25 protein-coding genes and 1 tRNA gene are annotated in these 25,023 nt (G+C 62.2%); 8 read left to right on the plus strand and 18 right to left on the minus strand.

Annotated elements, in window-relative coordinates; all coding sequences use genetic code 11:
* Positions 1-136: 136 nt before the first annotated feature.
* Genes HMPREF2996_RS00040 through HMPREF2996_RS00070 form a run of 7 tightly spaced genes read right to left on the minus strand, consistent with a single transcriptional unit; the run spans position 137 to position 8,143 of the window.
* Positions 137-883: a GntR family transcriptional regulator gene (locus HMPREF2996_RS00040; RefSeq protein ID WP_070443630.1), complete on the minus strand. Its 747-nt coding sequence runs from the start codon at positions 881-883 to the stop codon at positions 137-139.
* 56 nt (positions 884-939) lie between these two features.
* The gene (locus HMPREF2996_RS00045) at positions 940-1,614 is read right to left on the minus strand and encodes an SDR family oxidoreductase (protein ID WP_070644659.1); all 675 of its coding nucleotides are present in this window, start codon (positions 1,612-1,614) and stop codon (positions 940-942) included.
* A gap of 17 nt (positions 1,615-1,631) precedes the next feature.
* Positions 1,632-2,819 (minus strand): alkylhydroperoxidase domain protein, encoded by a 1,188-nt coding sequence (locus HMPREF2996_RS00050; protein ID WP_070729492.1) that lies wholly within the window; start codon positions 2,817-2,819, stop codon positions 1,632-1,634.
* 29 nt (positions 2,820-2,848) lie between these two features.
* Complete coding sequence (locus tag HMPREF2996_RS00055; protein WP_070729495.1) at positions 2,849-4,549, minus strand: dipeptide ABC transporter ATP-binding protein; 1,701 nt, start codon at positions 4,547-4,549, stop codon at positions 2,849-2,851.
* Between the two features lies 1 nt (position 4,550).
* Positions 4,551-5,405, minus strand: a complete 855-nt coding sequence (locus HMPREF2996_RS00060; protein ID WP_070729497.1) for an ABC transporter permease — start codon at positions 5,403-5,405, stop codon at positions 4,551-4,553.
* The gene (locus HMPREF2996_RS00065) at positions 5,402-6,427 is read right to left on the minus strand and encodes an ABC transporter permease (RefSeq protein WP_070729499.1); all 1,026 of its coding nucleotides are present in this window, start codon (positions 6,425-6,427) and stop codon (positions 5,402-5,404) included. The genes HMPREF2996_RS00060 and HMPREF2996_RS00065 overlap by 4 nt, the downstream gene beginning before the upstream one ends.
* A complete protein-coding gene (locus HMPREF2996_RS00070; protein ID WP_246822951.1) occupies positions 6,428-8,143 on the minus strand; it encodes a TIGR04028 family ABC transporter substrate-binding protein in 1,716 nt (571 codons plus the stop codon).
* Positions 8,144-8,199: 56 nt separating this feature from the next.
* Here HMPREF2996_RS00070 and HMPREF2996_RS00075 point away from each other — a divergent pair, with 56 nt between their 5' ends.
* On the plus strand, positions 8,200-10,089 hold the full coding sequence (locus tag HMPREF2996_RS00075) for an FAD/NAD(P)-binding protein (protein WP_070729505.1): 1,890 nt from the start codon (positions 8,200-8,202) through the stop codon (positions 10,087-10,089).
* 53 nt (positions 10,090-10,142) lie between these two features.
* Here the strand turns inward: HMPREF2996_RS00075 and HMPREF2996_RS00080 are convergent, their stop codons facing one another.
* Positions 10,143-11,303 (minus strand): cystathionine gamma-synthase, encoded by a 1,161-nt coding sequence (locus HMPREF2996_RS00080; RefSeq protein ID WP_070443606.1) that lies wholly within the window; start codon positions 11,301-11,303, stop codon positions 10,143-10,145.
* Between the two features lie 115 nt (positions 11,304-11,418).
* On the opposite strand from HMPREF2996_RS00080, the gene HMPREF2996_RS00085 reads away from it, so the two are divergent.
* Positions 11,419-12,420, plus strand: a complete 1,002-nt coding sequence (locus HMPREF2996_RS00085) for a mechanosensitive ion channel family protein (protein ID WP_070644650.1) — start codon at positions 11,419-11,421, stop codon at positions 12,418-12,420.
* A gap of 2 nt (positions 12,421-12,422) precedes the next feature.
* On the plus strand, positions 12,423-12,812 hold the full coding sequence (locus HMPREF2996_RS00090) for a globin (protein WP_070729506.1): 390 nt from the start codon (positions 12,423-12,425) through the stop codon (positions 12,810-12,812).
* On the opposite strand, the gene ald is transcribed toward HMPREF2996_RS00090, so the two are convergent.
* The 6 genes from ald to HMPREF2996_RS00120 form a co-directional block, all read right to left on the minus strand.
* Positions 12,809-13,891 carry an alanine dehydrogenase gene (gene ald, locus HMPREF2996_RS00095; RefSeq protein ID WP_070729507.1) on the minus strand — a complete coding sequence of 361 codons (1,083 nt, stop codon included), beginning with the start codon at positions 13,889-13,891 and terminating at the stop codon, positions 12,809-12,811. The two genes, HMPREF2996_RS00090 and ald, sit on opposite strands and share 4 nt — an antisense overlap.
* A gap of 300 nt (positions 13,892-14,191) precedes the next feature.
* A complete protein-coding gene (locus HMPREF2996_RS00100) occupies positions 14,192-14,848 on the minus strand; it encodes a DUF8185 domain-containing protein (protein ID WP_070644648.1) in 657 nt (218 codons plus the stop codon).
* The gene (locus HMPREF2996_RS00105) at positions 14,848-15,306 is read right to left on the minus strand and encodes an acyl-CoA thioesterase (protein WP_070644647.1); all 459 of its coding nucleotides are present in this window, start codon (positions 15,304-15,306) and stop codon (positions 14,848-14,850) included. Before HMPREF2996_RS00105 ends, HMPREF2996_RS00100 begins: the two co-directional genes overlap by 1 nt.
* Positions 15,307-15,355: 49 nt before the next feature.
* Positions 15,356-17,026 carry an energy-dependent translational throttle protein EttA gene (gene ettA, locus HMPREF2996_RS00110; protein ID WP_070711221.1) on the minus strand — a complete coding sequence of 557 codons (1,671 nt, stop codon included), beginning with the start codon at positions 17,024-17,026 and terminating at the stop codon, positions 15,356-15,358.
* Between the two features lie 47 nt (positions 17,027-17,073).
* Positions 17,074-17,751: a single-stranded DNA-binding protein gene (locus HMPREF2996_RS00115; RefSeq protein WP_070711220.1), complete on the minus strand. Its 678-nt coding sequence runs from the start codon at positions 17,749-17,751 to the stop codon at positions 17,074-17,076.
* A 220-nt stretch (positions 17,752-17,971) separates the two neighbouring features.
* Positions 17,972-20,044, minus strand: coding sequence for a bifunctional copper resistance protein CopD/cytochrome c oxidase assembly protein (locus HMPREF2996_RS00120; protein ID WP_070729508.1), 2,073 nt, complete (start codon positions 20,042-20,044; stop codon positions 17,972-17,974).
* A gap of 76 nt (positions 20,045-20,120) precedes the next feature.
* Here HMPREF2996_RS00120 and HMPREF2996_RS00125 point away from each other — a divergent pair, with 76 nt between their 5' ends.
* The 5 genes from HMPREF2996_RS00125 (at position 20,121) to HMPREF2996_RS13085 (ending at position 22,324) form a co-directional block, all read left to right on the plus strand.
* Positions 20,121-20,402 (plus strand): LysR family transcriptional regulator, encoded by a 282-nt coding sequence (locus HMPREF2996_RS00125; RefSeq protein ID WP_070711218.1) that lies wholly within the window; start codon positions 20,121-20,123, stop codon positions 20,400-20,402.
* A gap of 60 nt (positions 20,403-20,462) precedes the next feature.
* Positions 20,463-20,536, plus strand: a tRNA-Arg gene (locus HMPREF2996_RS00130).
* Positions 20,537-20,800: 264 nt separating this feature from the next.
* Positions 20,801-20,983: a hypothetical protein gene (locus HMPREF2996_RS00135; protein ID WP_070729509.1), complete on the plus strand. Its 183-nt coding sequence runs from the start codon at positions 20,801-20,803 to the stop codon at positions 20,981-20,983.
* 79 nt (positions 20,984-21,062) lie between these two features.
* Positions 21,063-21,728, plus strand: a complete 666-nt coding sequence (locus HMPREF2996_RS00140) for a hypothetical protein (RefSeq protein WP_070729510.1) — start codon at positions 21,063-21,065, stop codon at positions 21,726-21,728.
* The gene (locus HMPREF2996_RS13085) at positions 21,728-22,324 is read left to right on the plus strand and encodes a MucR family transcriptional regulator (protein ID WP_070729511.1); all 597 of its coding nucleotides are present in this window, start codon (positions 21,728-21,730) and stop codon (positions 22,322-22,324) included. Before HMPREF2996_RS00140 ends, HMPREF2996_RS13085 begins: the two co-directional genes overlap by 1 nt.
* Before the next feature lie 43 nt (positions 22,325-22,367).
* Here the strand turns inward: HMPREF2996_RS13085 and HMPREF2996_RS00150 are convergent, their stop codons facing one another.
* From HMPREF2996_RS00150 to HMPREF2996_RS00165, 4 genes are read right to left on the minus strand one after another with little or no spacing between them, the layout of a single operon-like run.
* Positions 22,368-22,700, minus strand: coding sequence for a hypothetical protein (locus HMPREF2996_RS00150; protein WP_070729512.1), 333 nt, complete (start codon positions 22,698-22,700; stop codon positions 22,368-22,370).
* Positions 22,681-23,151 carry a hypothetical protein gene (locus HMPREF2996_RS00155; RefSeq protein WP_070729515.1) on the minus strand — a complete coding sequence of 157 codons (471 nt, stop codon included), beginning with the start codon at positions 23,149-23,151 and terminating at the stop codon, positions 22,681-22,683. The genes HMPREF2996_RS00150 and HMPREF2996_RS00155 overlap by 20 nt, the downstream gene beginning before the upstream one ends.
* 5 nt (positions 23,152-23,156) lie before the next feature.
* Positions 23,157-23,516, minus strand: a complete 360-nt coding sequence (locus tag HMPREF2996_RS00160; protein WP_070729517.1) for a hypothetical protein — start codon at positions 23,514-23,516, stop codon at positions 23,157-23,159.
* Complete coding sequence (locus HMPREF2996_RS00165) at positions 23,513-24,949, minus strand: peptidoglycan DD-metalloendopeptidase family protein (RefSeq protein ID WP_083313753.1); 1,437 nt, start codon at positions 24,947-24,949, stop codon at positions 23,513-23,515. Before HMPREF2996_RS00165 ends, HMPREF2996_RS00160 begins: the two co-directional genes overlap by 4 nt.
* Positions 24,950-25,023: the final 74 nt, after the last annotated feature.

Raw genomic sequence — 25,023 nt, forward strand, 5'->3', positions numbered from 1 at the left:
AGATACAGCGGGAGCAGCGGGCCCTTTAGCTCGTTAAAGAACGAGACCCACCAGCCCGATGGTGGTTGGCGGGTTTCCTGGAGTACACGTTCGTATTCCCGGCGGGGAAAACTTATGGCGCTGCCCTCGCTGGTGTCTAGTCGAGGGTCGGCGTGGGATCCTCGCCAATGACGACCTCCACCGTGGCCGCATCAGGGCGCAGGGTCTCTTCCAGCTGAGCGGCTACGACGCCGCCCTCTGCCTTGATGGTTCTCGTAATGCGTAGGACCGGCTGGTTGCGCCCCACGCCCAGGGCCTTTTGTTCCTCCGTGCGCGCGGTGGCAGGCACGAGGGAATCGCGCTTAAAAACGGGTGTCAGGTCAAGCTCCGTCAACAGCTCGGTCAGTGGCTTCTGCACATCCTCTTCCGTAAGTCCTGGTGCCAAGACTTGCGGGATAAAGAGCGTGGAGGCCATGATGGGCGAGCCCGCCGACACCTGCACCGTACGGCACTCCCACAGGGAATCCCCCTCCTCAATCCCAAAGGCGGAAGCAAGGTGCCCGGGAGCATCAATGAACATCAGCGACAGCACCCGCACCTCAACATCGAGGCCATGTTCACGCAATTGATCGAGGGCACTGCGGCCACTCGTCAGGCTCAGCGTCGGCGGGGTGGCACGCACGAAGGTGCCACCGGTGCGCCCACGCTTGCGATCAATGAGGCCCTCAATCTGGACGATGTCCAGCGCGTGGCGCACCGTCATGCGCGCCACCTTGTATTCCTGAACCAATTCCCGCTCGGTGGGAAAACGGTCACCCGGCTTTAATTCGCCGGATTCAATCTTGCTCCTAAGCGAATCCGCGATCACCAAATAGGCGGGGCGGCGACGTTGAGAGGTGGACACGCCTCATAACTGTACCGTGTGCTGGGTTTTTCGCATCTTGAGAGAAAACGCGCCACCTACTTACGCTGGTTCAACTCAATGCGCGGGCGCACACGGATCTCAGTGAGCTGCGTCGTCGGCCCAGCATCAACGGTGGTGCGAATAGCCTTCGCCACCTCGACCGGGGCGATGACATGCTCCGGATTGTAATCCTGCAAGCCCTGCAGCATCGGGGTATCCGTCGGACCCGGCGCGACGGTGGACACGCGGATGCCGAGTTCGCCGAGGCGGAGGCCGTCGGCAAGCGCGTAGAGTGCGTGCTTCGTGGCGGCGTAAATGACGTTGTCACCATAGGAGTGGATGCCGGCACCGGAGTTGATGAACACCGCGAGGCCCTCCGCCGCACGCAGCGCAGGCAGCAGAAGGCGGGTCAGCTCTGCTGGAACGTGCACGTTGAGGTCCATCTGCGCACGCCAATCTTCCGGGCTAGCGCTTTCCACTGAGCGCTTATCCGCCCGTGCCGCCGCATGCACGAGCACGTCCACGCGCTCCAGTTCAGAAAGCTCGGTGGGAAGCGCCGCACCATCAAGTAGCGACAGCAGGTCGATGCCCACCGGCACGATGTTCTCCGCCTCCGGCAGCTCCCCGGCGCGCCGGCCTAGTGCATACACGCGGTGGTCTCGCGCAAGGTCCTTGATGATCTCCCTGCCCATTCCACCGGTTGCCCCGGTCACAACGGCAGTCTTCACCATGATTGTTCCTCCTTCAGTTAGCGGAAGCGCTTCGGCACATCCGGCTCCCCCAGCGTCAACATCAGGCGATTTGCCCAGTTGAAGAACGCGGAGGAATTGATGACGTCGATGATTGCCAGCGTATCGAAACCCGCCTCGCGGAGACCATCCACGTGGGAGGAATCGAACGCGAAGGGCGACTCAGTCAGGGCGAGAGCGGCATCACGGATGGCGGACCACTGCGCCGAGCCCAGGTCAGCAGAAACGCCCTCGTCGAGCAGGCGGTCAATCGCCGCGGCGTCGCCGCCCTCCTCCTTAGCGCGCTGCTGGTGCACCGACGCGCAGTACTCACAGCCGTTGAGGCGTGAGACCACCGTGGCGGCCAGCTCACGCTCAGCTCGGCCCAGGCCGCCGTCGGTGTTGTAGAAGATGTCCAGGTCCGTGAGCGTGCGCGCCTTGAGCGCAGCCGGGTCACGGGCTAGCAGGCGGAAGTACTCCATGTCGATGCGCTCGGGTTTAATCAGCGCGTCACGCTGCGCATCCGTGAACTCCTCCTTCGGCTGCGGCGGCACCCACGGCTTCCAGCCCAGCGAGTGCGCCACAAAGCCCTGCGGCTTGACGACGTCCGGCACCAGCGTCCCCTCCCCCGGCACCCACTCCGGGGTCTGGGTAGGACGCGGCGCCTCAGTCACAGGCGTGGGCTGGGCGGTACCGGCCAGCACAGACAATCCGTGGGCCACCCGCAGCTGAAAGGACAGGAAGCTGACGAGCTGTCCCAACGTCACGATGTCATCGTTGGACCAGCCGGCCGCCTGCAGGTGACCGATCGCGGCCGGGGAGGCGTCCTTGGGGTGGAAGGCCAGCAGGTGGGCGAAGTCGAGGGCGGCGGCGAGGCGTGGCGAGCCGTCGAAAAGCGTGAAGCCGCCACCAGAGTATGGGCCGGTGGTGATGCCGCGCTCCACCGCGCGGGCTACTTCTGCGGCGAGCTCCTCGGATTCCTCCGCCAGCAGGTCGGAATAGAACTCCACCGCCTGCGGAGCCTGGTAAATGCCAGCAACAAACGTCGCGATGGCGTAACGCTCCGCATAGCTGAACGTGCCGGGCTCTTTAGGCTCAAGGAGCGCGGCGAAGGAGGCCTGCGCATTCTCCTTAGCTTCAGGCCGGCGCTCGCGCAGCTGGGCGACGTCCTCGCTTGCATCCGCCAGTAGGTTAATGATGTCTGCCATGAACTAATCCTTTCTTGATTGGCCCCAGGCTACAGGCCGAGGTTGAGGTCACCGGCGCGGTAGCGCGAGCCGGGGATGGCCTCGATGAGCTTCCGGGTAAACGGTGATTGCGGGTTGCTAAAGACCTCGGCCGTGGGCCCGCATTCCACCTGCTGGCCCTTCGAGAGCACGGACACGGTATCGGAGATCTGGTTGACCACCGCCAGGTCGTGCGAGATGAAAATGTAGGTCAGGCCAAGCTCCTCCTGCAGCCGGGCAAGCAGCCGCAGGATTTGGGCCTGCACGGTGACGTCGAGGGCGGAAACGGCCTCGTCGAGGATGACCAGCTCCGGCTCCACAATCATCGCCCGGGCGATGGCCACGCGCTGGCGCTGACCGCCGGAGAGCTCGCGCGGGCGCCGGTCATAATAATCCGGGTTAAGGGCGACCAGCTCGAGGAACTCTTTGGCCTTGGCTTTCGCGCTGCTTGCCGACGCCCCCTTCAAATTCCGCAGCGGCTCCGCCACCGTCTGGCCAATCGTCTGCTTGGGGTCCAGCGAGCCATAGGGGTTCTGGTAGACCAGCTGGATGTTGTTTCGCTCTTCGCGCAAGGCCTTGCCGCGCAGGCCCACGATGTCGCGCCCGCCGACGGTGATGCTGCCCGCAGTCGGGGTATTGAACATGGCGATGCTGCGCCCGGTGGTGGTCTTGCCGGAGCCGGACTCGCCCACGATGGCGCGGGTCGAGCCCTTGGCCACGGTGAAGGAGATGTCATCGACCGCGGTGAAATCACCGAAGCGCTGGGTCAGGCCTTCGACGCGCACCAAAGGTTCGCCGGCAGCGCGAGTAGTCGGCGCGCCGGTAGATTCAGATGAAGCACGCTGAGTGCTTAGGTTGCCCTGGGGTGCGACGGCGCGGGCAGTTGACGTGCCGGCGTCGGCGACGGTGAGGGAGGGGGCGTCGGCAAGCAGGCGTTTGGTGTAGTCGTGGCGCGGGTTGGTCAGCACTGTGGCGGCTAGGCCTTCCTCGCGCAGCCGGCCGGACTCCATGACCACGACGCGGTCAGCGCGATCACCGGCCACGGCTAGGTCGTGGGTAATAAAAAGGATGCCCATGCCGAGCTCTGCGCGCATGTCATCGAGGAGGTCGAGGATGATCTTCTGCACGGTGACATCGAGAGCAGAGGTGGGCTCGTCGGCGATGATGAGGTCCGGCTCCAAGGCCACCGCAGCGGCAATGAGTACGCGCTGCTTCATGCCGCCGGACAGCTCATGCGGGTACTGGTGATAGCGGCGCGCAGGATCATCGATGCCGACTCGCTCCAACAGCTCCAACGCCTTAGCCTTGCGCTCTGCAGCGCTGCCGACCTTGTGGATGCGCAGCCCCTCCTCCACCGAGGCGCCGATGGTCTGGACCGGGTTGAGGGAGTTATTGGGGTCCTGCGGGATCAGCCCGATGCGACGCCCTCGCAGCTCACGCCACTGACGGCGGCGCAGCGAAGTGATATCGCGGCCATCGAAGGTGATGGTTCCGGCGTCGATGGTGGCATTCGAGGGCAGCAAACCGATGGCTGCCATGGCGGAGGTGGTCTTGCCGGAGCCGGACTCGCCCACGATGGCGGTCATCTGCCCAGGATGCACCTCGAGGCTGACGCCCTGGACCGCGGGAACGTCGCCCCCGGCGGTGGAGTAGGACACGTTGAGGTCCCGCACGTGCAGCAGGGGCTGCGCTGCATTCTTTGAAACAGACATGTTAGGCCTCCACGGGGAAGTTCTGGGACAGACGGTTGGCGGACATCACCACGGCCACCAGCGCGATACCGGGCAGGATAATGAGCCACCAGGCGGTGGCCATGAAGTCGCGGCCCTCGGCGATGATAAGCCCCCACTCCGGGGTCGGAGGCGGGGCGCCGTAGCCCAGGAAGCCGAGGATCGACAGCTGCAGAATGGCAGTGCCGAATTGAAGGGTGGCCAGGGCAATAACCGGGGTGAGTGAATTGGGAAGGATATGGCGGAAGAGCACGGTGACGTGGGTGGCGCCCGCACCGTACGCGGCCTCGATGTAGTCCGAGCTGGCCACGGAGATTACCTGGGAGCGGGCCAAGCGCGCGAAGGTCGCCACCGAGGTCGCACCGACAGCCACCGCCGCCTGTACGGAACCAAAGCCCAGCACGATGATGATGGACAGCGACAGCAGGATGCCCGGGATGGACAGCAACACGTCGACTACGCGCATGAGGACGGTATCCACCGCTCCGCGCAAAGAGCCGGCGAGAAGGCCGATCAGCGTGCCGACGACCAGGCCGACGGTCACGGCGATGAGCGCGCCGAGCAGCGACTGGCGGGCACCGTAGATGATGCGCGCGTAGAGATCGCGTCCCACCGCGTCTGTTCCCATGATGTGCCCGGACTCCCCTGGCGGCAAGAGGGCCACATCGGTGCCCGCATAAGGGTCTGCTGAGGTAAACAAGCTCGGGAACAGGGCCGCCAAGAAAGCGATCGCGAGGATCACGATGGCGATGATGGAACCCGGCGCGAGCCACGGGTTAGAGGTCTGGCGGCGCGGCGCCCGTGTAGAACGCAGCGGCTTAGTGTGCGTCATGCTCATGAGCGCACCGTCCTTTCCGAAGTAGTGGCCGAGGAGTCAGTCGCCGGGGTGGCGGCGGAATCTGTGCGGTGAGCAGAACTGCGTTCCGAGGTGCTGGCGCGCAGGCGCGGGTCCAGCACCGGGTAGAGCAGGTCCACCACGAGGTTGATGATGATGTAGGAAGTGGCGGCGATGAGAACCACTGCCAACAGAACCGGGGTATCGCGGTTAGCCACGGCCTGGGCCACCATGTATCCCAAGCCAGTGCGGCCGAAGACGGTTTCGGTCACCACGGCACCGCCAACGAGTTCACCGAAGAGCAGGCCCGCCATGGTCAAGGTAGGCAGCAACGAGTTACGCAAGATGGTGCGCCAGAAAATCCAGGACTCCGAGGCACCGCGTGCGCGTACCGCTTGAACGAAGGGCCGTGATTGCGTCTCGTCGATGGAGCGAATCAGCACCTGAATCAACGGCGCGGCCATGGGCACCGACAGCGTCAGGGTAGGCAGGATGAGGCCCTCCACGCTGCCGGGTTCGATAACGCGCACCCAGCCCAGCTGGAAGGAGAAGAACTGGATGAGCAGGATGGCAATCCAGAATCCCGGCAGAGAGACCATGAAGGAAGGCAGGCCTCGGAAGAAGGAACCGATGGCACCGAGCCCCGGCAGCGTCGCTAGGAAGGCAACGAGCACGGCCACGATGAGTGCCACGCCGATGGCGCTGGCGGCGAGGATGAGGGTGTGGGGAAGGGCGTCGGCAAGCAGCGTAGCTACCGGGGCGCCCGACTGCGTCGAGTTACCAAAGTGCCCGGTAAGGAAGCCACCCAGGGACGTGAAGTACTGCACGAAGAGCGGCTTGTCCGCGCCCATTTCCTCCCGGATGGCGTCAATCTCCGCCTGGGATAGGCCCAGAGCGGGGTCGCCGAAGCGGGACTGCACGGCATCCGACGGCAGCGCCGACAGAAGCAGGAAGGCCACGGTGTAGGTAATGAGCAGCACGAGGAGGGCCTGCCCAATGCGGCTGAAAATCTGGCGAGTTGTCATTTATTTCTCCTCCTCATTCGATGCTGCGCGCTGCGGCGCGGCGTCGATGCTGACCTCGTAGAACCACGGGCGTGCCACCGATTCCGGGCTAAAACCCGAAATGCCCGGCCGCACGGCATAAACCACGGGTTCCTCGAAGAGCGGGAGCACATAGGCCTGCTCGGTGAGGTAGTCCTGGACCTCTTCCGTGGCCTTGGTGCGGCCTTCTTTATCGGGGGTATCGAGGACGGCGTCGAGAAGCTCCTGCAGGTGTTCGTCGATGGGATTGCCCTCCGCGTCCTGGTTGAGGAAGGCATCGCGGTTGTTGATGCCGTAGAGCGAGGTGATGACGTCGTAGTCGGCGCGGCCCACCATCGAGTGGTAGATCTGCACCTTGTTGATGTCCTTGGCATCGGCATTCTGGGTGGCCTGGTCACCAGCATTGACCTGGATACCAATGCCCAGGGCGCGCAGCTGATCCTGCACCATGGTCATGACTTCCTTGGAGCGCGGCTGCGGCAACGCGGTGTTGGTGCGCAGGACGAGGCGCTGGCCGTCCTTGACGCGGATGCCATCGGGCCCGGGCTCCCAACCGGCCTCATCGAGAAGGCGCTTGGATTCCTCTGGGTCGAAGGTATAGGCGGCGGACTGGTCCTTATACGCCAGGCCGGTCTCGGCCACGGAGGAGGTGGCGAGCGGGTAGGACTCGGAGAAGAGCACGCGGAGGATTTCCTCGCGGTCCACGCCGTGGATGATGGCCTCGCGCACGCGCTTGTCGTGCAGCAGCGGGTGGTCGAAGCGGAAGGCGAACTGGTTGTTCATGGAGTTCGTGCCGCGTGAGACGATGTCAACACCTTGTTCTTTCAGCAGCGGCTCCTGCGGGGCTGAGATCTGGCGGGCGATATCGGCCTGGCCGGAAAGGATTGCTCCGGTGCGCACGGATTCCTCGGCGGCGAGGATGTAGTGGACGCCGTCGATCTCCGCGCGGCCCTGGTGCTTGGCCGCTGGTGGGGCCCAGTCGTAGTCCTCACGGGTCTTGAGCTTGAGGTCGGTGCCGATTTCTTCCGACTCCACTACAAAGGGGCCAGAGCCAATAACGTTGACCGCGTTGCCGGGGCCGAAGCCCTCGTTGTCTAGAGCCAACGTGGAATCAGAGAGCAGGCCGGCGTTATAGGCGGAAGTGGCTTGGAGGAAACCCGGGGAGGGCTGAGTGAAGTAGAACTTCACGGTGTCCTCGTCCACGACTTCGCCGCGGTCATAGTTGGCGATCTGCTCGGAGCTGGTCAGCGTGCGGGATTTATCGCCGCGGCCGAAGAGGTCGAAGTTGGCCACGACGTTCTCGGCGGTCAAAGGAGAACCATCGGAGTAGGTGACGTCGGTGCGGATAGTAAACGTGTATTCCGTGGCATCGGCGTTGACCTTGGGCATCTCCGTGGCGATCCATGGCGAGAGTTCCAGGGTCTCGGGATCCTGATAAAGGAGGCGGTCGGTCAGCTGGTTGACCACGCCACCGTTGGGGTAAAAGCCGGCGGCCGGCGGATAGAGCGTGCGGAAGAATTGCGGCTCGAGGTAGGTGAGGACGTTATCCTCCCCGTCCGGCCGATCCGCGGCAGAGCAGCCCGCTAAGGCGAGGGCTGCTGCCAGGGTGGCGGCGAGTGCGCGTAGAGTTTTCACGGTAATGCTTTCAGAAAGTCGGTAGTCGGTTTGTGCTGTGTCTCTGGATTTAACACAACGCATACTGAGCGGTATTATTCCACTAGACAGCACAGTCTAAAAGTTTGAGGTTGATTTATATGCCCGCCATCGCCATCGTCGGGGCCGGCCCGCGCGGTATCTCGCTGGTCGAGCGCCTTGCGGCCCATCTGCGCGCGACCCCCCTTCATTCACCCCTGCGACTCCACATCATCGACGATGCCCCGCTGGGCGCCGGCCGCATTTGGGATACGGATCAGACCCGCACGCTGTGCATGAACACCCTGGCTGGCGCGGTCACGTTATTCACCGAGCCTGATTCCACGACCACCGCGCCGGTGCTGGAGGGTCCCATTCTCTACGAGTGGATCCAGCTTCTGCGCGGCGAGCGCCCCGACATCGCGCCCGCCAAGCTAAAGCTTTATGATTCCCACCCGCCGCGCGAAGGGCTTGCCGCCTCATTTGCCACAGAGCTCGCGCAGACCCGCCCGGAATCCAACCCTTCCCGCGCGCTCTACGGCGCCTACTTGGAGTGGGTCTTCGAGGTTGCACTGGCCCAGCTGCCGGAGAACGTGGACGTCGTCCAGCACCGTGCGCGCGCGTTGTCCGTAGAGGAGCGCGGTGAACAGGACGCCATCGAGCTTTCCGACGGCACCACCGTCACCGCCGATGCCACCGTCCTGGCTTATGGCTGGCAAGTGCCTGCCCTGACCGAGTCCGAGCGTGCCCTGGCGGAGGCCGCAGATTCCGGCCTGCACTGGGTGCGCCCAGATAACCCGGTGGAGCAACCGGTGTCTGAGGTTCCTGCGGGCGAGAAGGTCCTAGTTCGGGGCCTGGGCATGGGCTTCTTCGACGTCATGGCGCTGCTCACCATCGACCGCGGCGGCGAGTTCGTCGAGGATCCCTCCACCCGCTCCGGACTGCGCTACGAACCCAACGGCGAGGAACCGCACTTCATCGTCTCCTCCGGCCGCGGCTACCCTTATATCCCGAAGTCGGAGTATCACGCGCTGCCACCAAAGGCTGAGCTGACCCGCTTCCGCGCCGCGGTCGCCGCGCTTGATCCGGAAGCGGAGCTGGACTTTAGCACGCAGCTGCTACCGCACATTCTGCGTGATTCCTACGCCGAATACTACGAGAACCAGGCTCGTGTATTCCCAGATGCCCTGCAGCGCCCGCTTGCGGATATCCTCGCCACGATTGATTCCACGGAGCTCACCGCCCCAGATCTCCGAGGCATGGCGGATCAGCTGCGCGTGGCGCTGGAGGGCGCATCGACTGACCCCCTCGACCTTGCCCACTGGGCGAACCCGCTGGCGGACTTCGACAGCGCGGAGGGCGCCGAGATCACCGAGTACATCGCCGAGGGCCTCGCCCGCGATATCCGGGAGGCCGTCGCCGCCGCCGATTCCCCGCTGAAGTCCGCGCTGTGGGCCATCTCAGCCGCGCGCAAGCCCTCCTCCATCGCCGGCTCGGAGGGCCGGATGACGTGGGAGTCCCGGACCAGCACCTACAAGGAGTTCATGGCCTTCGGGCAGATGGTGGGCTCCGGCCCGCCGCTCTTCCGCACCCGACAGCTGCTGGCGCTTGTCGACGCCGGCCTCGTCACCTTCCTGGGCCAGCGCCCCCAGCTGGAGATCGGTGAGAAGTTCACACTGCGCACCGCGCACGGTGAGGCTTCCTCCACCTGGCTTATCGACGCCTGGATGCACTCCCCCGATGTCCGCCGCGCCGGCGACCCACTTGCGGTATCCCTCAACGGACGTGTTCGCGCGTTCGTCGACCATGGGCAGGCCACCGGCTCGCCGGAGACGACATGGAACCGTCGCGTGGTCAACCCCGGCGGCACCGAGGACCCGCACCTGCACATCGTCGGCATCCCCACCTATTCGCAGTGGCCGGATACCACCATCTCCCCCATGCCGGGCACCGATCCGCTCATGCTGCAAGAAACCGACCGCACGGCCGGTTCCCTGCTCACTTCCCTCTAACCTCACACAGCGAAAGCGCCGAGGCCCACACTGCCTTGGCGCTCTCGGTGGTTTTAGTCCAGGGCGTCGAGGGCCTGCTCCAAGTCCGCGAGCAGGTCATCAATGGACTCAATGCCCACGGAGATGCGCACGAGGTCTGCCGGCGGGACGAGTTCGGAGCCTTCCGCGGAGATATGGGTCATGTTCTGCGGGTGCTCGATGAGGGACTCCACACCGCCGAGTGACTCCGCCAATGAGATGAGCTTGGTGTTGAGACAGATCTGGCGAGCATGCTCCTCGCTATGGAAGCGCACGGACATCATGCCGCCAAAGCCGCGCATCTGCTTCTTCGCCAGCTCGTGGCCCGGATGCGAGGGCAGGCCCGGGTAGAGAACCTGCTTGACCTCCGGGCGGGACTCCAGGAATTCCGCCACGGCCTGTGCATTGGAGCAGTGGCGATCCATGCGAACCTCCAGGGTCTTTATGCCGCGGGCGGTGAGGTAGGCGTCAAAAGGCGAAGACACCGCGCCGACGTTGCCCTGGAAGTACAGCAGGCGCTCATCCATCTCAGCGGAGTTGGTCACGACCGCACCACCCAGCACATCCGAGTGGCCGCCCAGGTACTTCGTGGTGGAGTGCAGAACGTGATCCGCGCCCAGCTCCAGAGGGTTCTGCAGGTAGGGAGTGGCGAAAGTGTTGTCGACGACAATCTGGACGTCGCCAGCCGCCTTGACTGCCTTAGTGACCGCAGCGATATCCGTGATCGTCGTCGCCGGATTGGTCGGGGTCTCCAACCAAATGAGCTTGGTGTTCTCCTTCAACGCCGCCTCCACCGCCGCGGTATCGGCGGTATTAACGATGGACAGCTCGATGCCCCACTCACCGTAGTCATGGTGCAGGAGACGGTACATGCCGCCGTAGGCATCGTTACCCAAAATCACGTGGTCACCTGGGCGCACGATGATACGGATGAGGGTATCGACGGCCGCCATGCCCGTGGCGAAACAGCGAGCATACTCGGCATTCTCTAGCGCCGCGAGGGTCTTCTCTAGGGAATGAACGGTGGGGTTGGCCACGCGGCCATACTCGTAGCCGCCGCGCAGCTGCGCGAGGCCGTCCTGCTGGTACGTGGTGGAAGCGTAAATCGGTACGTTGATGGATCCCATGTAAGGATCCGGCTGGTAACCGGCATGGATGGAACGGGAAGAAAAGCCAAGAGTGCGGTTGTCAGTCATGAGGCACAAGTCTAGACCAAGCTGTTCAGTTGCGAGAAAGACTAGCTTTTTATATTCAACTCTCTTCCCTACTATCGATAGGCGTCAGACGTGAGCGATAGCAGAAAGGACACACGTGACCAGATCAACCGCATACCTAAGCGCCTCCGCCGAGCAGAGCGACGGGGCTGTCGACGCGGTCACCCGCTGGTGGCAGACAGAAAACATGCAGTCCTGGCTCATAGACAAACCCATCGGCATCGCGCTCATCCTCATAGTCGCCATCATCGGTAGCTGGCTGCTGCGTCGGCTCATCACCAAACTGGCAGACAACAGCATCAAGAAAGGCAAGCTCAGCTCGCCGCTCTCCCCTCGCAAAGCTCACCGAACAACCGATAAGGCGCTCGAGAAAACGCAAGAGGCACGGCGCACCTCCCGCATCCAGACTCTCGCCGGCGTCGGCCGCTCCGCGGTCGCCATATTCGTCTGGGTCTGGGCAGTGCTGGCCATCTTGGACAAGCTCGGAGTCAACGTCGCCCCGCTCGTGGCCTCAGCCGGCGTGGTTGGTGTCGCCCTTGGTTTCGGTGCCCAGGCGCTGGTCAAGGACTTCCTCTCCGGCATTTTCATGCTCATGGAGGACCAGTACGGCATCGGTGACACCATCGACCTCGGCAACGGGGTCTTCGGCGATGTAGAGTCCATTTCCCTGCGTATCACCACGGTCCGCGACATCGATGGCGCGCTATGGTACGTCCGCAATGGCGAAATCCTGCAGGTGGCCAACCACTCCGACCGCTACTCCGTAGCCCGCGTCCAGGTCCCCATCGCGCTGAGCAACGACCCCACCCGAGCAGTCGACGTCATCACCACCGCAGCAGAAGAAGCCGCCCGCGACTCCGACATCAAGGACTTCATCCTGGCCACCCCCACGGTCAACGGCATGTCTGGCCTGGAAGTGGACCACATGTCCTACCGCGTTTCCGTCAAGACGCTACCGGGCAAGCAGTGGGATGTGCAGCGTGCCATGCAGGCGAAAATCCTCACCGCCATGCACACGGAAGGAATTACCACGCCCTACCCGCGGGGGATGGCTATCTTTGATCTGGAAGAACCCAGCCTGACGAGAAAGGAAGATTAGGCGTGCAACCAACGAGCGTGTACGACGCCGTCGGCGGAATGGAGACCTTTGAGAAACTCGTCGGCGGTTTCTACGCCCAGGTGCGCGAGGATGATCTCATCGGCCCGATGTACCCACAGCAGGACTGGGAGGGATCAGAACAGCGCCTGACCTGGTTCCTTGTGCAGTATTGGGGAGGGCCACAGCTCTTTTCCGAGCAGCGCGGCCACCCTCGCCTGCGCATGCGCCATGTGCCCTACCCCATCGATATGGCCGCCCATGATCGCTGGCTCGAGCTCATGGGCAACTCCTTAGCGCAGATCGACGAGGAGACCATCCCGCCGGCCTATCGCGCCATGATTTGGGACCACATGGAGCGAGTGGCGGCGATGCTCATCAACCGCGCTCCCTAAAGCCCGAAGGCGTCCTTTACCGGCTGGGACAGCAGCTCTCCCCCACGAGTCATGAGTCCATCGCCCAAGCCTGGGTAGCGCTCAACCGCACCGTCAAAGCCATCAGCAGCCACTGCACGCATATAGGGCAGCGTGGCAGAGCCCAACGCCCGGGCGGAGGTATTCGCTACCGCGCCCGGCATGTTGGCCACGCAGTAGAAGATCGTGTCGTGCACCTTGAAGGTGGGCTCGTCGTGCGAGGTCTTTCGGGAGTTTTCAAAGCAGCCGCCTTGGTCAATGGCGACGTCGACAAGCACAGCCCCCTTCTTCATCCGCTCGACCACATCTTCGCGCACCAACTTCGGCGCCGCAGCACCTGGAACCAACACCGCGCCGATAACCAAGTCCGCCTCCAGCAACTCAGCCTCGAGCGCCGCCGGATCCGACACAATCGTGCGCACGCTGCCCTGATACTGCTCATCGAAGCGCTGCAACACGTGCGGGTCAAGGTCCAACACCGTCACCTCGCCGCGCAGGCCGTGCGCCATTGCCACTGCCGACGCCCCCACTTGGCCACCACCGATAACGACAACGCGGGCTGGCCGCGTGCCTGGTACGCCAGCAACCAGCAAACCGCGCCCACCTTCGGTGGAGAGCAGATGGTGCGCGCCCTCGATTACGGCAAGACGACCAGCAACCTGGGACATCGGGGTCAACAGTGGCAGGGTGCCGCGAGAATCGGTCACCGTCTCATAGGCTACGGCCGTCGTCCCCGATGTGATCAGCGCTTCCGTCAACGGGCGGTCCGCAGCCAGGTGCAGGTAGGTGAACAGCAGGAGGTCCTCGCGCAGATATCCATATTCTGACTCGAGTGGCTCTTTAACCTTGACCACCATATCCGCAGCCCAGGCCTCCGCTGCGGAGGGAACGATGGTCGCGCCGATCTCTTCATAGCTGGAGTCCGGAAAAGAAGCACCTTCCCCGGCCGTTGTTTCCACTACAACCTCATGGCCATCCTTCACCAGCGTCCCGGCCGCGCTGGGGGTAAGCGCGACGCGGTTTTCGTTATTCATGATTTCTTTGGGTACGCCAATACGCATGCTTCGAGCCATCTCCTTTTGCTGAAGAAAAAGAATTCGACCCCTTTAGGGTAACGCAGATCACCCCTTAGATGTGTTGTTCCTGCTCAGCAGGCACGGCTCCCCGTCAGACGTTAGTATGCGGAGCATGAGCACACTGCGCGATGTACGGTCCTGTAAGCCCCATCATCACTCACGGAGTTACGGGGTGGGCCTCGGCGCTCATCGCAGTGGGCACAGGAATAGCACTCTTATGCAAAGCCCCGCCGTGGACGGTCGCCGTAGGCGCCGCACTGGCGGGGTACGCACTGCTTTAGACCTTTAGAACAAGGACAGCCGCGTCGAGTGGTAAACGCTGCCATAAGGCGCATCAAGGCGCACCCAGCGCCCCTTGCCCGCCACGCGAAGGTGGCGGGGGATCTCGAGTGAGGCGGCAAAGCCCGGGATGAGCCCCAAGCTCGTGCAGGCGAAAATCATCCGCATAGGAATCTCCACCTGAGTCTCCGCATCATTCACGGTGAGCACCGTCTGATTCAACAGGCTCTTCGGAGGTCCCATCGGCCCGGAGAATTGGCGGGCCAGCTGGCGGCCCTTGTCCGCGAGTTCACGGACAACGTCGACCGGCAGCGAGTCGATCTCCTTAAAACCCTGTGCCGGCGGCAAGGCCCCCGGCCAGGACGGATCACGTGCTGGACCTAAATCAAGTTCCACGCCTCCCTCGTGGCCGAGGGAATCAGGGGCGGTGTGGAGGGCATCGAGAAGCGCCTGCGCCGACACCACGGCACCGTCGCGGCCCACGGTCCCCTCGCAACGCCGAGCCACGACGACGTCGAACGGCGTGGTCACAAAGACCTCAGCCTGGTTGGTGTCGTACTGACGCAGGCGCACCGCTGCGGATGCATCCAGCCCCGTCGCGCGGGAGAGGAGGGCGCGCAGCCCTACCCCACCGCTGCGCAATGTCAGAGTTTCGCGCTCCATTACTGCTGCTCAAGCTCGACGACAGCGTGCTCCAGGATAATGTTGCGCTCCTGCTCAGAGACCTCTCGCGGCATCTGAGTATCCGGGTCAATGGTGACCTGCACGCAATCAATGACGCAGGCCACTTGGCCCTGCGCATCCTTGATCGTCTGGCGAGTGGTGAAAGACGTGGTGCCGAGGCGCACCACCGTGGTTTCCACCGTCACCGTTCCATGGCGTCCATCCCACTTGATGGGGCGGACATAGTCCGCTTCGATGTGACGAACGAAAGCCACCATATTGATGCCACGTGCGTAGAAGTGGTGCATGGCAAAAGCCAAGCGCGCCTCCTGCGCCAGCTCAATGAAGTTGGCATTCATCATGTGGCCGTACATGTCAAAGTCCGACCAGCGCACGCCCACAGTAAGCGCGTGGACGTTGTCCTTGGTCTCCTCCGACACAACATTCTGAGCGGACATTCCAGGTTCCTTCCGGAGTTCGTGCTTTAACGCTAGGGACTTAAAGGCCCTAGCGGCTGAGCTTACGGTGGGTAACGCGGGACGGGCGTGCAGCCTCCTCGCCGAGACGCTCGACCTTGTTCTTCTCGTAGTCGCCGAAGTTGCCCTCGAACCAGAACCACTGGCCTTCTGCGACGTTGCCCTCCCACGCCAAGATGTGAGTACAGGTGCGGTCGAGGAACCAGCGATCGTGGGAGATGACCACGGCGCAGCCAGGGAACTTCTCCAGGGCGTTTTCCAGGGAGCCCAGGGTTTCCACGTCCAAGTCGTTGGTCGGCTCATCGAGAAGGATCAGGTTGCCGCCTTCCTTGAGGGTCAAGGCCAGGTTCAGGCGGTTACGCTCACCACCGGAGAGGACCTTGGAAGGCTTTTGCTGGTCAGCACCCTTGAAACCGAAAGCGGAGAGGTAGGCGCGGGACGGCATCTCGTTCTGACCGACGTGGATGTAATCCAGCCCGTCGGAGACGACCTCCCACACGGTGGCCTCCGGGTCGATGTTCTCGCGGCCCTGGTCAACATAAGACAGCTTGACGGTCTCGCCGACGTCAACGGAACCCGAATCCGGCTGTTCCAAGCCCACGATGGTCTTGAACAGGGTGGACTTACCCACACCGTTCGGCCCGATAACACCGACGATGCCGTTGCGCGGCAAGGTGAAGGAAAGATCCTTGATGAGGACACGGTCGTCGAAGCCCTTGGTCAGGTTCTTGACCTCCACGACCTTGTTGCCCAGGCGCGGCGGAGTCGGAATCTGAATCTCTTCGAAGTCGAGCTTCTTGTACTGCTCGGCCTCCGCAGCCATTTCCTCGTAGCGCTGGAGACGAGCCTTGTTCTTGGCTTGGCGGGCCTTCGCACCGGAGCGAACCCACGCGAGCTCGTCCTTGAGGCGCTTCTGCAGCTTCTTGTCCTTAGCGCCAGCGATCTCGAGACGCTCGGCCTTCTTCTCCAGGTAGGTGGAGTAGTTGCCCTCGTAGGGGTAGAGCTTGCCGCGGTCCACCTCACAGATCCAGCCCGCGACGTGGTCGAGGAAGTAGCGGTCGTGGGTCACTGCGAGGACCGCACCCGGGTAGGACTCGAGGTGCTTCTCCAGCCACTGGACGGACTCGGCGTCAAGGTGGTTAGTAGGCTCGTCGAGCAGCAGCAGGTCCGGCTCGCTCAGCAGCAGCTTGGCCAGCGCGACGCGGCGGCGCTCACCACCGGAAAGGTTGGTCACCGGGTCATCGGACGGCGGGCAGCGCAGTGCTTCCATGGCCTGCTCGATCTTGGAATCCACTTCCCAGGCATCGGCAGCATCGAGCTCCTCCTGGAGCTTGCCCATCTCCTCCATGAGTTCATCGGAGTAGTTGGTGGCCATCTCTTCGGCAATCTCTTCGAAGCGCTGCTTCTTCTGGAAAATTTCTCCAAGGCCCTCTTCGACGTTCTCACGGACCGTCTTTTCCTCGTTGAGCGGCGGCTCCTGGAGGAGGATGCCGACGGTCTTGCCCGGATCGATGAACGCCTCGCCGTTGGAAGGCTGATCCAGTCCGGCCATAATCTTCAGGATCGAGGACTTACCTGCACCGTTGGGGCCCACGACGCCGATCTTGGCGCCCGGGTAGAAAGCCATGGTGACGTTGTCCAAAATAACCTTGTCACCGATGGCCTTACGCACGTTTTTCATCGTGTAGATGAATTCGCCCATGTTTCACCCTTTGCTTCTGTCAGGATTGGTAAATAACAGTACAAAGACTACATGACATGGGCGGCGGTAGTCCTTTGTCCTTGGACCATCGCTTCTTCTGGCTCCGGTTCAAGGTATGGCTCAGCCCCGGACTGCGCTTGCTGACGGTCCGCCGCGGTGTCCTGCGGAGTATCTCCCGGCCGCAATGCAGCTGGCATTGCTTCTTCCGTTGCACTCTCCGAGCCTTCTGTGCTCTCTGTGTTCTGCGTATCCCTTGCGTTTTGTGAATCGCTCGGCGGCGCCGTGTAATCCACGTCCAAAACCGGCGGATTCTCCCCTAGCCAGAGGGCTTCGCTGCCCTCCTCACCATAGGAGGTACCGATCTTTGTAGAGGTGATGCAGAAGCGGTTGAGGTCCAGGCCCACGTGGGCGATTTTGATATAGGTCCTAGAGCGCTTCGCACCGTGCTGATCTTCCCACCGGTCAGTCACGATGGAGCCCATAACGAAGACGGGCATGCCCTTAAACAGTGACTTCTTCACGTTGATGGCGCACTGCCCCCACACTTCTCCATCGATAAAGTTGAGATCCAGCTCCCGCCATACGGTTTTGCCTTCCTCGTCTTTCTCCGGAACGCTGCGGGAAGAAGCGATACGGATGCGGGCCTTATACATGGTGTCGCTGATTTTGGTCAGGTGCGGGTCGTGAGTCAGACGTCCTGTAATGGAAATTGGGTATTGAGACATTGCTTGATTCCTTTGCTGGTCATGGCTGGTAGCTTTCTTGCGGTTGAGGAAGCGATGCGCCTCCCTTACCTCGCATCTTTGCCACCAGGAACAGCACCCGCAATGACTCCGCCAGCAACCTGTGGATAACTTGTTGCAAGCGTCAACAAAAATCCGTTTATCCAGGCAGAAGTACCCTTTCCATCACCCTGGACGCGCCAGCTCTCTCGTGCTGGCACCCCTAGTGCTGGCGGAAGCTAGACTCGTCGCCTTCCCCCATTTGCTTGAGCATCGCGTTATAGCGTTCCAGATCAGCATCGCCGTCCACGTCTGCCTTAGCATCATAGCGCCGAGCAGTCGCGCGATCTTCCCGCAGCCAGTCCCGGAATAGTGAGCCGAACACAATCACCAGCGGGAATTGGCCGAATCCCCAAGAAATGCCGCCGCCGGTCCGCTGGTCCCTCACAAAGTCCGGGTTCCACGGCAGGTTCAAGGATTCATAGAAGTCCAAACCAAGAATCACCTGCATCTGCATGAGATAAACACCGGCGAAGAGGTGCAGGGGCATCGACACAAACAGAATCAACAGACGAACGCCCGTGGGCGCGCGCCACGGCAGCGGATCCGGGCCGATGACCTCCCAGTAGTAGATATATCCGGAGATCAAGAAGACCCAGTTCATGATGACATGCCCTGCATGCTCCGAAATGGCGACCTCATAGAAGCTCGGGAAGAGGTAGAGCACGTAGAGGATGGCCAGGAACTGCAGGACATTGACCGCTGGGTGCGTGAGCACACGCAGGGTACGGGATTTGGTGAGGGCGACGGCGGCGTCGTGAAGCGTGGGCTTGCCCGGCTCACCCGGCTCAAAGGCTTCCATCACCAGCGTCACTGGGGCGCCCAACACGAGGCACAGGGGAATTGCCATCGACAGAATCATGTGCACCAACATGTGCATGGAGTACAGCGCCGGCATGTATAGGCCGATGCCATTGCTCAGGATCAGCGTCAGGCCCAGTGAGCCCACAAGGAACCAGGTAGTACGCACCGCCGACCACGTCAGCCCACGCTGCTTCAGACGCCAGAGCGCGTACAGGTAGAAGCCGGCTAGCACGAGTCCGAGCGAGCCAAACATGAGATCAAAGCGGAACATGGTCCACACGTTGGTGGCTGTGGGGGCGTCGAAAAGCTCGTAGCCCACGAGGATCTGCATGGCGTTGAGGTTCGGATCCCGCGGCGGCGGGGGCGGTGTACGGCCCATCGAGATGGCCACGCCGACTGTGGCCGCCATGATGAGAACCTCCACCACGGCCACCCGGATGAACAGGCGCGGAGTGCGTGTCAGTTGCGGAATGGTGACCCGGCGATGCACAAAGCCGATGGCCGCGAGCACCACGGTGAGCACTGTTTTGCTCAACACCAGCAATCCATAGCGAGTGGTGAATAAATCCCCTAACTCAACGCGGATGAGCGCGTTGACCACACCGGTCGCCGCCAGCCCCACAATGGACAGCAGCGCAACCGTAGAGTAGCGGCGAACCGCCACGCCCATGTCAGGGCCTAGGCGGCGGCCATGCGCAATGAGACCCATGAGCCCGCCGACCCACAGCATGATGAAGAAAAGGTGCAATAGCAGCGAGTTCGTGCCGTAATCATGATCGCCGCCGGAGGCCGAGTGACCCTCCATGCCGAGGGGCACCGTCAACAACAGCGACAGGAAGAACATGGCAACCTGTCCCGCCCAGGTGCGCGCAACAAAGCCCATAATGGCAACGAGCGCTGCGATTCCCGCGGTGAGCAGCCACACTTGCGACGTGGCAATCTGTCCCACCGCCATGCCCATCAGCTCTGGGTTGAGGACTTGGCCCAACGGGGTACCGGTGAGGTCCGACATCACGAGGGGAACCTCAATCAACGACACCACCGCAGCGCCCACGGCGGCCCACGCGCCGGTGCGCGCCGCAATGTGCCCATCGACGGTCAGGCCAGCCTCGATGAGACGCTCGTTGTCCTTGTCCGGCACGGCCGGGTAAATCAAGAAGGCACTGGACATAAATGAACCGATGGCTAGCGCCATGAGCATCCAGGCAACCGCACGGAAGAAGGGAAGGCCGAACGTTGTCATGCGGCCTGGGTCGGGGATGCCCAGGGCGGCAAGCGAATCCGCGAGAAAGAACAAGGAAATAATTCCTCCCACGAGGCCCGCGAAGACGACGAAAGAAAAATTCAACAAGCGGGAAGGCTGCGCTCCCGACCCCGAGTGCGCCAGCCCCCGAAAGTGCTGTGAACTGGGATTTTCTTTCTCAGTGTGCATGGTGGGCAGTCTACCGCCACAGACGTTCTCTTACCTAAAAGGTAAATTATTCTCAGCATTCGTGTAGTCTGCTCTCATGGACTCTCGCCAGCTTCACCACTTTCGGGCCGTCGTAGATCACGGTTCTTTCACGCAAGCTGCGGAAGCGCTACAGCTCACACAACCTTCTTTGAGCCTGACCGTCCGCAAGCTTGAAAAAGATCTCAATGTGAAGCTACTTTCCCGCGGACGCGGCGGAGTCCACACCACGGAGGCTGGGGATTATCTCTACGGCGTGGCTACCTCGATCGATTCCCTCCTCACCACCGCCACCGCCCGCCTTGCCGAATTTGTTTCCTCAACACCAGCGCAGAACTAACACCAGCGATAGCCCGATAATCAGGTGGTCCGCAGCGGTGCGTTATGATGTTTTCGGTACGCCTCCATAGCTCAGTGGATTAGAGCAGTGGGTTTCTACCCCATGTGTCGCGGGTTCGAATCCTGCTGGGGGCACTTTTTCTTTCCCCCTTCTACTAGCGTTTTTGCTGGTGGGAGGGGGTTTCTATGTTTTGGCCATTGCAGTCTTTTACAGCGATTTACGGCGGTTTACAGCGGCGCGTGTCGTGGGATTGTCGTGGGTTTTTGAGGCCTCGACGGTGGTGCTCTATCTGCCCCTATAGTGTGACCGCAAACACACGTCAACCAGGTTGACACCTAAACCCGGTGGTGTATAGTTATAGGTGTAAGGCAGAGAGCCACAGAGAAAAGGAAAACACAATGAACACCTACACCACCCGCAACGAAGCAGTACAGCGCGAAATCATCGAACCGCTCGGAGAGTACGCCAACGAACACGACATCGACGCCATCGCCGACACCCTCATCCAGACCGAAGGCGAAGGCTTCTACCTCGACCAGGACGCCGACTTCTGGAGCGTAGTCGCCAACAACGCACTCTAAAAAGCAGCCCGGACGGTCGCAGCAGGGGTTCGACTCCCCCGCCGGGCACCAAGACCACCACCGCCAGAAAGGACACCCCATGTACACCCTCACCACCACCAACGAAGTGCATACGCTAACCGGCGAGACGCTCGAAGACCTCCGCCGTCAGCTAGTCGACTACCACGAGGACAACCGCCGCGATCCTCAATATGGCGACTACTATGACCAATTCCTAGCGGTCTACCCACTAGACGAATCCGAGCTAGACGAGGACGAAGCCCCCACGGAGCCGCGCCCACTGACCGCCGACATCCTAGAAGGCCTCGCCTGCCACGTCTGGGATGTGTCCGTCGTCAACCTCCGCGAGGAGGAGGGCACCACCATCAACCGCCTTGCTGAGACCCTGCACTACATGCTCGACATGGACGAGGACGCCGCCGAAGACGTACTCCGCACCTACATCGCCCAAATCGAAGAGCTGGACGACCGCGACATTGACGAGGACGCTATCAGCGAAGCCGACGCAGACTTCCTCATCGGTGCTGTGAAGTCCGCCCGCGCCGCCGGGGATTTGGGGGAACTCCAGCTCGCCGACGTGGAGGAAGCCGCCTTCGCATATCAGCACGCTGCGGACACCGCTGAGGCGCTCCGCCAGGAGCGGGACAAAGCTATCCGCGCCGCCCTCGCCGCCGGTGCCAGCAAAGCCAGCGTAGCCCGCGCCGCCGGCGTCTCCCCACAAGCGATTAGCAAGATGAGCCGATAATGCAGGTAGGCGACAAAGACGGCCACGGCCAATACGGCATCATCGACGAAAACCCCGACGGCCTCCTATGCCATGAGTGCGGCAAGCGATTCAAGCACCTCTCTACCCATGTCAGCCTGGGCCATAAAATCAAGGTTGCCGACTATCGCGAGCGTCACGGTCTACATGCCCAAAAGCCCCTTGTATCCCAGCAGGTGCGTGGGAATATGCGGGCTTCATGGGAAAAGCACTCCAATAAGCATCTCGCAGACTTGGACGCCCACCGCAACCCACTTAAAGCGGTGGAGGCGTCGCGTGAGATTAGTCGCAATCGGTCTGCGGGGGCGAAAGCGGGACGTGCGGCTGCTCTTAAATCACGGCGGGGTAGGCCTCTCACGCAACAGGAAATCGATGTGCTTAATGCTGCCCCTGGGGTACCTGAGTGGTCCGAGATTGCACACAAAATCCTCGAGGATTCTTCAGTGTCCCTTCGCTCCCTAGCGGAGTCATTGGGGATGAAGCATGTGACTGCCCATCAGCGCCTTAAGCGGTATAGGCCTCCTGGGTGGGAGTCGCGTGGTTCAGGGAATTTCTTCCCTGCGGCAGAATCCCCCTAAAACGCAGAAAAAGACCCCCACCCGTACAGGGTGAGGGTCAGGTTTATCGGCGTGCGCGCCATTCATCAAACGGCAGGAATGGGGGTTTGGGGAGGCCTAGGCCTTCGAGCCACGCCGCGTAATCCATGTGGTCAGTCAGCCGGTCTTCTAGGGCGGCGATGCGCGCCCCCTGGGATTCGAGCCGTTCCTGCTGGGTTTCTAGGCGCTCTTTGAAATAGGCTTTCATTTCCGTGGTGAGGGCTTGCCAGTTGGCAGGCTCAGCCGCTTTACGGTCAGCACTCGCCTTAGCCTTCACACCAGCGTAGGCTCCGAGAGCGGAGATGATGGCGACGATGATGGTGGCCAGCTGCCCCCCATCAATCTCGCTGAAGTGCATCGCGTATCTCCTCCCCCTCTAGTGCCGGTTCGCGGTGACCTCGCCACACCGCCCAAATGGTCAGAAGGGCAAGGGAGATGTAGCCAATGGAGGACACCCAGGCGCGTGGACTGTCATTGATAATGCTATTCGTCAGGAAGCTTAAGCCCCACAAGATATTGAGACCTACCCCAGCCCCTACCGCTATGGGCGTGGCTTTTCCCCACCACGCCGACAGAATGCAGGCGGCACCAATCACTATCCAAATCACGGCCCAGGTTGGCATGGAGAGGAAGCCCTCGGCGGGGTGCGCGGCCTGCGCACGCGGGGACATGAGCGGTGGGAGGTAGGAGACACCTCGGGCCATGATGGAGATGCCGAGGATGACAAGGGCGGGGGCGTCACCCATGCACCAGGCGCGGAGCCGACGCGCCGCTGGCTGGTATTTGGCGGGCAGGTGGTCAATCGGCATACCGGTCACTCCCCTGCTGTGGTTGGCCCGGTGTAGACCGGCAGGGTGGCGGGCGCGGCCTCGGATTCTGCGTGCTGGGCCTGCTCAGCTAAGCGGCCCGCCATGGACGGGGTCACCCCATCAATCGTGAGCCGGTTGACAAGCGTGGTGAGGATGAAGCCGATACCGCCAGCCACGGCGATGAACCACGCCGGGGCGTCCGCCAGATAGACGGGCAGGATACCCGCCAGCCACGCTAGGGCCTGCAACACCAGCATGATGGTGCCTTTGAAGCGTAGCCACCACGGCTGAGCCACCAGCTCAGCAGCCACCGCGTCAGCTACGTACTCGCCCACCTCAGTGAGCATCGGTGAAGGACGTGTCATCGCTTACCTCCCAGGAGCTGGTCGAGCTTGCGCTCAATACGGACAATCATCTGGATCATGTGAGCAAGGGCGTCAACTGGGGTAATGCCCTTGCCTTTCTCGTTCACCCCTAGGTGCTTCCAGCCGGGGTACGACGCCTCAATGTCCACGGTGCCGTCCTCGCGGACAATCTTGTCGCGCCCGCCTGTCAGCTGCTGTCGAATATCTTTCACATCCGAGCCAATGGGGTCGGTGATGCGAATATCGACGTAGCGCTTGGTCTCTTCGGTTTTCCGGTCAATGTGGTCGAGGATTCTTTGAATGTCGGCCATGCTTAGCTCCTGCTCCTGCTCCTGTTTTCCTGTGAATAGCGCTCCCAGCTCGGCGCGTGTCCCCCGGTAGGCGTTGATGTCCACCGCGTGCCCCGCGACGAGGGCGTTGCTGCCGAACTGCCACAGGGCGGGCTTCTGGTTGCCTAGCGGGTAGTCCCATTGGCGGTGCTGGTCGCCGGGGTAAATGTCACGGGGCTTGCCCCGGGGGTTGGTACCGTAGGCTGCGACCCAGAACGCTCCGAACTCGTGGCTGTCCGGCTCGCCCGAGGTGATGCGGCCCTCCCAGTAGGGGACGTAGGAGTAGCAGCCAATCACCCGCACGCCCCGGCGCTCGAACTCACGCTTACATTGACGGATGTGGTCAACATGAAGTCCTGCGTTGGTCTCCACATCAATCCACATCGGGCGCTTCTTGTCGCCCATGACCTCCAGGGAGGCTTGCACCTGCTGCGCCACGCTGGTGCCCTCAGACGGGTTCCTGAGGTAGTGGTAAGCAGCCGTGAGCATCCCGGCGCCCTCCGCATCCTCAAGATGTGAGCGGTAGCAGCGGTCACGGTGCGTTCCGTCGGTGGTGCGGATGATAGCGAAGTCGATACCCTCACGCGCCGCCTGCTTGAGGCTCATGCCGTCCTGATGCTCGGACACATCAACGCCGAAGAGGGTGCCGCCCTGCTTCCCCACAGGGCGGGAGGTGGACTCGCCGGGTTGTGCGGCACCCGCGAGATACGGGGCCGGGTCCTGATGCGCGCCACCTAGGCGGCCCGGCGACCCCCACACCTCAAAGTGCAGGTGCGGCCCGGTGGACTCGCCCTCGTTGCCCACAACGCCTATCTTTTGGCCTGCTCGTACACGGTCACCGGCCTTAACTAGAATGCCGTCGTGCTTCACGTGGCCGTAGATGAAGTCCTTGCCGACGCTATCCTGGCAGTCCAGCCATATCCACGAGCCGAAACCAGAAACGTTATAGCGCTCTCGGCCCTCAACCACGACACCATCAGCCGCCGCATAAATCGGCGTGCCAATCGGTGCCGCGAAATCCAGGCCCGCGTGAAACGTGCCCCAGCGTGGCCCATAGCCACTAGACACCTGATAGGTGCCCGGTTTCATCGGGTGAGTAACCATCACGCCCTCCTTTGGGTATAAAAAATGCCGCCTTGTGGGCGGCGATTAGGTGATTTCGTGTGATGCTTCGTGAG

This window comes from Corynebacterium sp. HMSC066C02 (assembly GCF_001814945.1).
In the GTDB taxonomy this organism is placed as follows: domain Bacteria; phylum Actinomycetota; class Actinomycetes; order Mycobacteriales; family Mycobacteriaceae; genus Corynebacterium; species Corynebacterium aurimucosum.

Excerpts from the sequence above, each read along its gene's own strand:
- HMPREF2996_RS00045 (WP_070644659.1), bottom strand. The coding sequence starts at position 1,614 with ATGGTGAAGACTGCCGTTGTGACCGGGGCAACCGGTGGAATGGGCAGG.
- HMPREF2996_RS00050 (WP_070729492.1), bottom strand. The coding sequence starts at position 2,819 with ATGGCAGACATCATTAACCTACTGGCGGATGCAAGCGAGGACGTCGCC.
- HMPREF2996_RS00055 (WP_070729495.1), bottom strand. The coding sequence starts at position 4,549 with ATGTCTGTTTCAAAGAATGCAGCGCAGCCCCTGCTGCACGTGCGGGAC.
- HMPREF2996_RS00060 (WP_070729497.1), bottom strand. The coding sequence starts at position 5,405 with ATGAGCATGACGCACACTAAGCCGCTGCGTTCTACACGGGCGCCGCGC.
- HMPREF2996_RS00065 (WP_070729499.1), bottom strand. The coding sequence starts at position 6,427 with ATGACAACTCGCCAGATTTTCAGCCGCATTGGGCAGGCCCTCCTCGTG.
- HMPREF2996_RS00070 (WP_246822951.1), bottom strand. The coding sequence starts at position 8,143 with ATGCGTTGTGTTAAATCCAGAGACACAGCACAAACCGACTACCGACTT.
- HMPREF2996_RS00075 (WP_070729505.1), top strand. The coding sequence starts at position 8,200 with ATGCCCGCCATCGCCATCGTCGGGGCCGGCCCGCGCGGTATCTCGCTG.
- HMPREF2996_RS00080 (WP_070443606.1), bottom strand. The coding sequence starts at position 11,303 with ATGACTGACAACCGCACTCTTGGCTTTTCTTCCCGTTCCATCCATGCC.
- ald (WP_070729507.1), bottom strand. The coding sequence starts at position 13,891 with ATGCGTATTGGCGTACCCAAAGAAATCATGAATAACGAAAACCGCGTC.
- HMPREF2996_RS00100 (WP_070644648.1), bottom strand. The coding sequence starts at position 14,848 with ATGGAGCGCGAAACTCTGACATTGCGCAGCGGTGGGGTAGGGCTGCGC.
- HMPREF2996_RS00105 (WP_070644647.1), bottom strand. The coding sequence starts at position 15,306 with ATGTCCGCTCAGAATGTTGTGTCGGAGGAGACCAAGGACAACGTCCAC.
- ettA (WP_070711221.1), bottom strand. The coding sequence starts at position 17,026 with ATGGGCGAATTCATCTACACGATGAAAAACGTGCGTAAGGCCATCGGT.
- HMPREF2996_RS00115 (WP_070711220.1), bottom strand. The coding sequence starts at position 17,751 with ATGTCTCAATACCCAATTTCCATTACAGGACGTCTGACTCACGACCCG.
- HMPREF2996_RS00120 (WP_070729508.1), bottom strand. The coding sequence starts at position 20,044 with ATGCACACTGAGAAAGAAAATCCCAGTTCACAGCACTTTCGGGGGCTG.
- HMPREF2996_RS00125 (WP_070711218.1), top strand. The coding sequence starts at position 20,121 with ATGGACTCTCGCCAGCTTCACCACTTTCGGGCCGTCGTAGATCACGGT.
- HMPREF2996_RS00135 (WP_070729509.1), top strand. The coding sequence starts at position 20,801 with ATGAACACCTACACCACCCGCAACGAAGCAGTACAGCGCGAAATCATC.
- HMPREF2996_RS00140 (WP_070729510.1), top strand. The coding sequence starts at position 21,063 with ATGTACACCCTCACCACCACCAACGAAGTGCATACGCTAACCGGCGAG.
- HMPREF2996_RS13085 (WP_070729511.1), top strand. The coding sequence starts at position 21,728 with ATGCAGGTAGGCGACAAAGACGGCCACGGCCAATACGGCATCATCGAC.
- HMPREF2996_RS00150 (WP_070729512.1), bottom strand. The coding sequence starts at position 22,700 with ATGCACTTCAGCGAGATTGATGGGGGGCAGCTGGCCACCATCATCGTC.
- HMPREF2996_RS00155 (WP_070729515.1), bottom strand. The coding sequence starts at position 23,151 with ATGCCGATTGACCACCTGCCCGCCAAATACCAGCCAGCGGCGCGTCGG.
- HMPREF2996_RS00160 (WP_070729517.1), bottom strand. The coding sequence starts at position 23,516 with ATGACACGTCCTTCACCGATGCTCACTGAGGTGGGCGAGTACGTAGCT.
- HMPREF2996_RS00165 (WP_083313753.1), bottom strand. The coding sequence starts at position 24,949 with ATGGTTACTCACCCGATGAAACCGGGCACCTATCAGGTGTCTAGTGGC.